Here is an 8,318-nt window from a genome sequence, read left to right on the forward strand (position 1 = left end):
CATTGAAAAAGCTAACCGTAACAAGAAGATACATCTGTTTGCTTGTAAGAACTGTGGCTATAAATCAAACGATGACCGCATTGGAGCTATGAATCTGTACCGCATGGGAATCAACTATCTTGAAGATAGTCAAGTACCTGATACAGTTACGGCAGAGTAAATCTTTGTCGTAAGGGGCGGTGTCAACCGTCCCATGATGCGACCCCACGGAAGTTACACCGACAAAATGTAGGAGTTATTGCAACGAACTACAGGGGAGTCGCAAGCCACGTACCTTTAGGTGCGTGGTAGTTGACAATCTCCATCCTGATTAACACGCAGTGCAAGGTCTGCCTTCATGGTCTTTTCAAGACAGAGCCTGACATTAGCCATGTCACTGTAGTCAACGAATTTCTCAGCGGATTCTAAGGTGTTTCCACTCTTAACCTTCCTGTCCACGAGTCTTGAACGAAGCATGTTTTCATCAGCGGTGATGGAGATGGTGTAGTCGGCATAGTCTTTGATCTCACGCCAGCCGTCTTCATCGAGCAGGAGATAGTTGCCTTCGAGGAGCACTATATTTTTCTCTACAGTAATTGCGTTATCTATAGGATTGTGCAGGTGTCTGTCATAAGTGGGCCAGGGAGTTACCTCGGAAGAGAGAACATCCTGTATGCGCTTTTTGAGAAGCTCAAGGTCGAAGGTTATGGGAGCACCTTTGATATCAACCATTCGTACTTCCTGTCCGTCACGCAAGACATTATGGGTTAAGAGATATTCCTGCCTTCTATGGAAACCATCCATTCCTATGGCCTGTATATCTGCATATTCGTCATGTTCCTCTGAGAGCTTCTGCAGGAAGCTACATAATGTACTTTTGCCAGCACCAGGCGGTGCAGCAAGGAGTACCAGAATGCGCTTACCCTTTGCTCTTTGGAGTGATGATAGTTTTGAAATTAAAGGTATAAAGATGTTCGACACAGAGTATTCGCTATATTTTGCATCTACATCAATACCATTTATATTTGCGGTATAGTTCATGAAATTTTTATTCCCCAAAAGTCACATCAAAAGATCCACTTGTAAGATCCGCTTTTATTTTCTTATCCGTATTTCCGTCAGCCTTGAATTTCTTCTCGGTTGAGGCTCCATCAACCTTGATGCTTCCTGATGTTGCATCGAGATCATAGGAATAATCATCCTTATTACCAACAAGGTTAAGTGAGACCTTTCCGGAGGTGATATCGAAATCTGCGTTATCGACTGTCATCTCGTCGATTGTGACTGTGCCGCTTGAAAGCTCGGTATCAAGATCCCTGGCTGTGCAGCCTGTTACGTTCATAAGTCCTGAAGCGAGGTCGAGTGTGAGCTTTTCGGCCTTGATGTCCTTGAGGTCGATTTTTCCTGAAGCAGCAGAGCAGGTTAATTTCTCGGATTCAACATTGTTTACTTCGAGAAGACCTGATGCGATGTCCAGCTTTCCTTTGATGTTGACGCCATCAACGCTGAGCACACCTGATGCTGCATCCATGTCAACATCGATGATTCCTGCATCCTTGGGAACGGTGATTCTGTAATACTGTTCATCTTCGCGGGGGAGGAGATTGAAGCCGAAGACGAAGCTTTTGTGAGAGGGCTGCTTAATTGTCAGCTTGTGGCCGCTCTCTGTAACCTTGGGCACATTCTCTTCGTATGCCTGATATTCAAGCTTGTAGGAATCTCCCTGAACGAGATAGGCGCCGATTGAAGCGATGTCTACGTCGAGCTCATCAAAAGCGGACAGTTCCATGGAGCCTGTCACAAGATCCCCACATTCTTCTGATGTTTTGTTTTCTGTTACTTTACTATTACCAATTGAAATCACGGGCTTTGCTCCTAACTTAAATCCTGTTGCCATAATTATAAATCCAAATGCGGACATTCCCAATGCCAAATATAAGATTACCTTACTGTTCATAACCAGTTCCCTCCGTTTCCTTTTTTCTATAAATGTTATGACTTACTGTCCTGATTAGTAAGACAAGTCCATATACCAGTAAAATGCTGAGCCCGGATATCATAAGTCCAGCACCAATGGTGAAGAGCTTCTGAGCAAATCCGGGAACAAATAATCCCCAGAAGATTGAAAAAAAGCCGCTTGCTGCGATTGCCACAGCTGAAACGATAAGTGCAAAAACCACTGCGCCGATTGTTATCAGAACTGCAAATACGATAGCCATCACCATGATGCCAAGGGGGAGTGAGAGCGGAAGTGCCAGCACTCCAAGGATTGTCAGCCATACGACTGTGGCCTTTCCCTTAACGGTTTTCTGCTCTGCGGTGTTTTCGATGTGCTTCTGCGTGCATTGTTCGATGATGTTCTTTGCAACCTCCTTGGGAGTTCCGAGACTTGCCACCACATCGGTGCCCTCGGGAAGCTCCATATCAGATATGTATCCGTCGTAGTACTCGATAGCGTCCTGTCTGTCATCTGCAGGAATGAGCTTCAGCCTTCTGTCGAGCTCCTGTAAAAATTGTTGTTTGTTCATTATGTCATCCCCTTCTCAGAAATCTGCGGAATTTCTGAATCGATCCCTCTTATAAGTCCGTCGATCTTGGTTTTGTATTCATTCCACTCGCCCTCATAGAAATTCAGCATTTTCAGGCCTTCCTCTGTGATGGCGTAGTACCGTCTGTTTCGTCCCTGGTAGGGAGCATCGTAGGTTCTTAAGCACCCTGATTTCTGAAGTCTCCTGAGAACAGGGTAAAGTGTGGACTCTGAAATATCCACAACCTGACGAACTTTCTGTGTCAGCGTGTATCCGTATGAATCCTCGCTTCGCACGATTCCCAGAACGCAGGCATCCAGTAACGGTGCTGTTAATTGATACGTCATGCTACCGCTCCTTTCTTTTGTGCTGATACAATATTATATAGTGTATAATATTGCACGTGTCAACACATGAGTTTGATATTTCGGAAAAAAGTTTATAAAATTATAGATATAAAGTTTTGAAAAATGGCGTAAAAAAGCAGTTAGGAGCATTTTTTATATGTGCTGTAGATATTATTATGCTGATAGAATAGCCCGCAGGGTCGAGGCGGATATGGAGCTTCCGGAGGGATTCTGCGCCCATAATTATGGTGATATCACGCCGGGCATGATGGGCTTATCTCTTATTAAAGGAAGCGGCGCCGGGGTGAAGGCCTACAATATGAAGTGGGGGCTTACAGGGAAAGACAGTAAGCTGATTATAAACGCCAGGGCTGAATCGGCTGTACAGAAGCCGATGTTTTCAGATAGTATCAGGAGCAGAAGATGTGTGCTTCCGGCCGGCGGCTTTTACGAGTGGAATAAGGATAAGACAAAATTTACATTCAAAAGGCCTGATGAAGAGCCAATGTATCTGGCGGGCTTTTACAATCTTCGTGACAACGAGGACCGTTTCGTGATCCTCACAACTGATGCGAACGACTCCATGCGGCCTGTTCACGACAGGATGCCTGTGATGATAGATAAGAAAAATGTGGCGGATTATCTTTATGATGAAGCGGCGGCATACGACCTTATTAAGAAGAAAATGCCTGAGCTTGACAGGAGCTGTGACTATGAGCAGCTTAGTTTGTTTTGATGAAAATGGTGGAATTTTATGCTACGGGATGCGGATATCAGGGATGACCTGTGCGATTATTTTGAACAGAAATATGGTAAGGTGCGCTTTTTCGAAGAGCTGACCATGGGCAAATCCAGGGCGGATATTGTTCTTGTTACGGAAGATGGGCTTATTGGTGCCGAGATAAAAAGCGATGCCGATACCTACGAGCGGCTTTCAAGACAGGTGAAGGACTACGACAGATTCTTCGATTATAACTATGCTGTGGTTGGGGGCAGCCACGGGGCGCACATTGAGGAGCATGTGCCTGATCACTGGGGGATCATCACGGTGGAAGAGGAAGAGGGCGGCCTGGATTTTTATGAACTAAGAAAGCCCGGCAAAAGCCCAAAGGTTAAACTGACTAATCAGATGGGGCTTCTCTGGAAGAGAGAGCTTGCGGTTTTGCAGGAAAAGAACGGACTCTACAAGTACTCCGATAAGAGCAGGATGTTCAGGAAAAAGTATCTGATGGAAAAGGTGGATAAGGAGCTTTTGAAGGAGCAGATGCTGGAGGTTTTGTTCGACAGGGACTACTCGATTTTTGAAGAAGAATAGGAAGGATACTGGTATGGAAAAATTTGAATTTGGAAATCCGGAAAGTAACATAGTTTTGATTCAGCTCATCGATGGTCATGATCTTAAGACAATTGATAATGAGTTTGAACATATTCAAAAATCCTCAGATATTCGTCTCATAGCCATAAAGGTGGACGACTGGAACAGGGACCTTTCACCCTGGGAAGCACCTGCGGTTTTCGGAGATGAGGGCTTTGGCGACGGCGCAGAAAAAACGCTTGCAGAGGTATTGAAATACACAGAAGATAAGTCAAAAACCTATTATCTTGGCGGATACTCGCTGGCAGGATTATTTGCACTCTGGGCTGTTTATCAGACCGATGTATTTAGCGGAGTGGCAGCAGCTTCACCTTCAGCATGGTTCCCGGGCTTTTTTGACTACATGAAGGAGCATGACATTAAGGTTCCCAAAATCTATCTGAGCCTTGGGGATAAAGAAGAAAAGACCCGGAATCCTGTGATGTCCACTGTGGGAGACAGAATCAGGGCCATGAATGATTATTTAACTTCGCAGGGGAAAGTCTGCACCCTTGAATGGAATCAGGGTAATCACTTTAAAGAGCCTGACCTTAGGATGGCCAAGGGTTTTTCCTTTATGCTGCGCTGACCTTTTCTCTTAATAGACCAATGCGTATTTTTAGCGGTTCTCTGAAAAGGAAAAGAAGGAGAACAGCGTTGGTCCATTTGTCACCAATTTCATACTCGCTATAGGTTTTACAAAGGATAATGAAAAATACAATGGTAATTGCTATATTGATCCACAACCAGAGCTTTGCTTCAGATATTGCATTTATAGTTCTGGAGTAGTGCCAGATCACAAAAGCATTAAGGGCAAATTCTATCATCGAAATGATCATAAAAAATGCGTAGGATGCTGCTTCATAGGATCTGGGGAAAGGAATCGTAAAAATCAGGTTCACCAGAAAATCCAGCAAAAAAACACAGGCTAAAATCACAAGGAACTTTTTGCAGGTTCCAAAGGGTTCTCCCTGAATTATTCTGTGGTTAAGCTTATTTATCATGTAAAGGCAAAGCAGGAATTTTACCGGAGTAATTGAATATAGCAGGATACTCATTTTTCCTGGATGATAGGGGATGACAAATTCAGCTAAAAATAGCAGAGTCATAAGTACGCTGTATATCAGCATTCCGCAATCTAATTTCTTTTTCATAGCAATCAGTCCTCCCCATACTCAACGATGCAATACACATCGGATGCATCCTTGCCATCGTAATATGTAAGTATTTTAAAGTCCGAGGACGTAAGCTCGGTACCATCGAGAAATTTGATGGTGTTGGCCTTTCTTTCAAAATGATCGACGTCGTCGATTCCATCATCGTTGTAGCTATTTTCAATTGGAGAAACGATATCATCCAGAATATTTCCGTTGTGATCCATATACTTCTGAGTGTCTTCCTTTATCTCGACGATGAAGAGGTCCTTTTTACTATCGTAACCGCAGGGCTTATATTCTGACTCTAAAAATGGCTGACATTTGGAATCCATGTAAACATAGGCATCATCAGTCTTCTCTTGGGCAGCTATATATTTCCCGCCCAGGGTGATAATCCTTCTGTAGCTATCAAGTAGAATATTACCTTCTTTATCGGCGTAGCTATCTGTATAATAACCATTTAAAACATAGCCCAGTTCGCCGTAATCCTTATCTATACTTTCATAATCGAAATCAACAATGACCTCACCTTTTAAATTTATAAGCCCATATCCATTGTTTTCAAAAGGCGCATTGTTGTAAGCGCTGGCAAAACCATTCTCGTCAAACTCATTTGCCACAGCGAACTTCGGAGAAATCACAGTGTTTCCGTCTCTGTCCATGTAGCCACGGGCAGACTCGGAATACGAAAAATAACTGACAAGACCATATGAATCATAGGTTCCGATATAGGGCTTGTTATTTTTATCGCTTAAGGTATCATAGCTTTGCAGAGTCTGGTTTTTATCAAATATGCCAAATCCAAGGAAGCCGCCATTTAGTATGTGGCCGTTCAGGATTCTTCTTTTAAGAGCATAAAGAGCAAACTTTCTGGGATTGTCCAAAAATCTGCCATCCTGAAAATACCACTTGCAATTGACGACGATGTTTCCATCCTTATCAATAAGATGTCCCTTGTAATCCCATGCAAGGCCGTCATCTCTATATCTTAATTTGTCTGAAAAACGGGGGGCCTCCACAGTTTTTGTCTCGAGATTTATAAATCCCCATTTTTCCTTATAAAAAGGTGACCACTTGGGCCATCTGTTACTGATCATGTATTGGGCCTTTTTCTCAGGACAGTCCCACTCGTAATAAACATCCTTAAAGCCCTGATCCACAACCTTATTGCCCTGCTGATCGATAATATACTCATTCCCATATTCTGTCTGCGAGCAGTAAATGCTTGCGGCAATAGCGCCTATCGCCACGATACCTGCTGCAGGCAAAAGAAACTTCCACTTTTTCATAAACGTTCTCTCCCAAACAATAACGCTATAATTTTAATATGTTCTCCCTCTGCAAACAATATGGAAAGCGGTAAAATCACGCTTTCTTCGTATCATACATGTCACTTACCATATTCCAGAAGGCCTCTGCGACCTTGGACAGGTCCCTGTCACCGCTCTTTACAACAGCGTAGCCTGCAGAGACCTCAGGCTGTATCACCTTTGTGACAACGCCGCCGCTTATGTACTTGGCAGCAGATGCAGGATATATGGCGATGCCGACGCCCTCGGAGGTTAATTCGTAGGCATTTAGCATATGAGCGATTCGGCAGATGATCTTTGGCTGGCACTTTAATGGTGCGAACCAGTTCTCAATTTCCTTTCTGCGGGATCTTCGTGAAGGGATGATGAGCTCGTAGGGCGCCAGCTTTTTTAGGTGAATGTGATCGCCTTTTTCCTTTGCCAGCGGATGATTTTGTGGAATCATTGCAACCCAGGGCTCTGTGTATACGAGCTTTCCATCAAGACCCTCTTCATCGTAGGGAAGAGTTATGACGCCAACCTCATTAAGCCCTGCGTGAACTCTTTTTATGACATCATCGGAATTGCCGTTCCACACCTCGTATTCTACGAGGGGATATCGTTTCTTGAATTCGTGGATCCATTTTGCGAAAAGCTCAGGCGCATGACCCTCGACTGTAGCAAGGTATAATCTGCCCGTAAGACCTTCCTTCATTTCCTGTATGTCCTCAATTGACTGGTCGGAGAGCTGCTTGATGCGGCGGGCGTATTGCTGGAAGCGCTGCCCGGCATCAGTGAGTGCAAGTCCCCTTGCCTTTCGCACGAAAAGCGGCGTGCCAAGCTCCTCCTCAAGGTCACGGATCTGACGGCTAAGGGGAGGCTGTGCGATACAGAGCTTTTCAGCGGCCTTGGTAAAGCTGCCTTCCTCTGCGATTGTCAGGAAATATCGGATGTGTCTAAGTTCCATTTTTCTCCCTTTCTTCTTTAATAAGAAAAAACGTATATTTTAAGTGCGCTTTGGATTTTGATAAGATATACCCAAAAGGTATAATACATCTATTATTATATGTATTATACAATAGCTCTACAAGGTGCTATCCTTAAATCAGATAAAGAAAGTAACTGATGGCTGCCGATAAAGGAGACTTAAAATTTTATATAACTCATCCATGAAAGGGGGATTCTATTATGAAGAAACTTTTTGCAAAGATTGAGGAAGTACTTGAGGAGATTTACAGAATAGAGCATAACGTTGATTGATCAGGGCACAAACCCAATGCCCCTCAAAATCATATTTGGAAGAGAGCCGAAAGGCTCTTTTCTTTTTGGTTTGCGCGCCATGGGCGCGCTCTAACGGGTGCAAGTCCCGAACACGCCCAGATAGTGGGAAGTGTATAGCCGAACAGCAAGGGTGTCCATCGTGAGGTGGAATCTGAAGGAAGCTGTAAGCAAATCTCTGGTCCGACGGACAGAAATCACATATAAGGCTAGGCTACGAGAGATAAGTTGGCCAAGAGCAACGAAGTCTAATAACTATCACTTTTGTAGTAGCAGAGTAAATGTGGCGGATATATGGAGAGAAAGAGCGTGCACCTTAAGCGTGGAGGTCTCACAGAGGTTGCATTAGCCTAGTAACAACGAACTGTGAGAAGTCAGCCGAACCC

The 8,318-nt window shown here is 44.1% G+C and carries 10 protein-coding genes and 1 pseudogene; 4 read left to right on the top strand and 7 right to left on the bottom strand.

What is annotated here, in order from left to right:
* A pseudogene (locus tag G601_RS27355) lies at positions 1-160 on the top strand (RNA-guided endonuclease TnpB family protein); the annotation flags it as partial.
* Positions 161-276: 116 nt separating this feature from the next.
* Here the strand turns inward: G601_RS27355 and G601_RS0113520 are convergent.
* The 4 genes from G601_RS0113520 to G601_RS0113535 are packed head-to-tail and all read right to left on the bottom strand — an operon-like array spanning position 277 to position 2,854.
* Entirely contained in the window at positions 277-1,020 is a 744-nt protein-coding gene (locus G601_RS0113520; protein WP_026665685.1) for a nucleoside/nucleotide kinase family protein, read from the bottom strand.
* A 7-nt stretch (positions 1,021-1,027) separates the two neighbouring features.
* Positions 1,028-1,936, bottom strand: coding sequence for a DUF4097 family beta strand repeat-containing protein (locus G601_RS0113525; protein WP_026493066.1), 909 nt, complete (start codon positions 1,934-1,936; stop codon positions 1,028-1,030).
* The gene (locus G601_RS0113530; RefSeq protein WP_026665686.1) at positions 1,926-2,507 is read right to left on the bottom strand and encodes a DUF1700 domain-containing protein; all 582 of its coding nucleotides are present in this window, start codon (positions 2,505-2,507) and stop codon (positions 1,926-1,928) included. The genes G601_RS0113525 and G601_RS0113530 overlap by 11 nt, the downstream gene beginning before the upstream one ends.
* Positions 2,507-2,854, bottom strand: coding sequence for a PadR family transcriptional regulator (locus G601_RS0113535; protein ID WP_026493068.1), 348 nt, complete (start codon positions 2,852-2,854; stop codon positions 2,507-2,509). The genes G601_RS0113530 and G601_RS0113535 overlap by 1 nt, the downstream gene beginning before the upstream one ends.
* Positions 2,855-3,011: 157 nt before the next feature.
* Between G601_RS0113535 and G601_RS0113540 the strand changes: the two genes are divergently transcribed.
* The 3 genes from G601_RS0113540 to G601_RS0113550 are packed head-to-tail and all read left to right on the top strand — an operon-like array spanning position 3,012 to position 4,797.
* On the top strand, positions 3,012-3,590 hold the full coding sequence (locus G601_RS0113540) for an SOS response-associated peptidase (protein ID WP_026665687.1): 579 nt from the start codon (positions 3,012-3,014) through the stop codon (positions 3,588-3,590).
* 18 nt (positions 3,591-3,608) lie between these two features.
* Positions 3,609-4,169 (top strand): sce7726 family protein, encoded by a 561-nt coding sequence (locus G601_RS0113545; RefSeq protein WP_026493070.1) that lies wholly within the window; start codon positions 3,609-3,611, stop codon positions 4,167-4,169.
* Positions 4,170-4,182: 13 nt separating this feature from the next.
* Positions 4,183-4,797, top strand: coding sequence for an esterase (locus G601_RS0113550; protein WP_026665688.1), 615 nt, complete (start codon positions 4,183-4,185; stop codon positions 4,795-4,797).
* Here G601_RS0113550 and G601_RS0113555 read toward each other — a convergent pair.
* The 3 genes from G601_RS0113555 to G601_RS0113565 all read right to left on the bottom strand — a co-directional run bounded on the left by G601_RS0113555 (position 4,784) and on the right by G601_RS0113565 (position 7,621).
* On the bottom strand, positions 4,784-5,362 hold the full coding sequence (locus tag G601_RS0113555) for a hypothetical protein (RefSeq protein ID WP_026665689.1): 579 nt from the start codon (positions 5,360-5,362) through the stop codon (positions 4,784-4,786). The genes G601_RS0113550 and G601_RS0113555 overlap by 14 nt on opposite strands.
* A gap of 5 nt (positions 5,363-5,367) precedes the next feature.
* Positions 5,368-6,654, bottom strand: a complete 1,287-nt coding sequence (locus G601_RS0113560; RefSeq protein ID WP_026665690.1) for a WG repeat-containing protein — start codon at positions 6,652-6,654, stop codon at positions 5,368-5,370.
* Positions 6,655-6,730: 76 nt separating this feature from the next.
* Positions 6,731-7,621: a LysR family transcriptional regulator gene (locus tag G601_RS0113565; RefSeq protein ID WP_026492825.1), complete on the bottom strand. Its 891-nt coding sequence runs from the start codon at positions 7,619-7,621 to the stop codon at positions 6,731-6,733.
* Between the last annotated feature and the right edge of the window lie 697 nt (positions 7,622-8,318).

The sequence above is a fragment of the Butyrivibrio sp. FC2001 genome (genome assembly GCF_000424125.1).
In the GTDB taxonomy this organism is placed as follows: Bacteria; Bacillota; Clostridia; order Lachnospirales; family Lachnospiraceae; genus Butyrivibrio.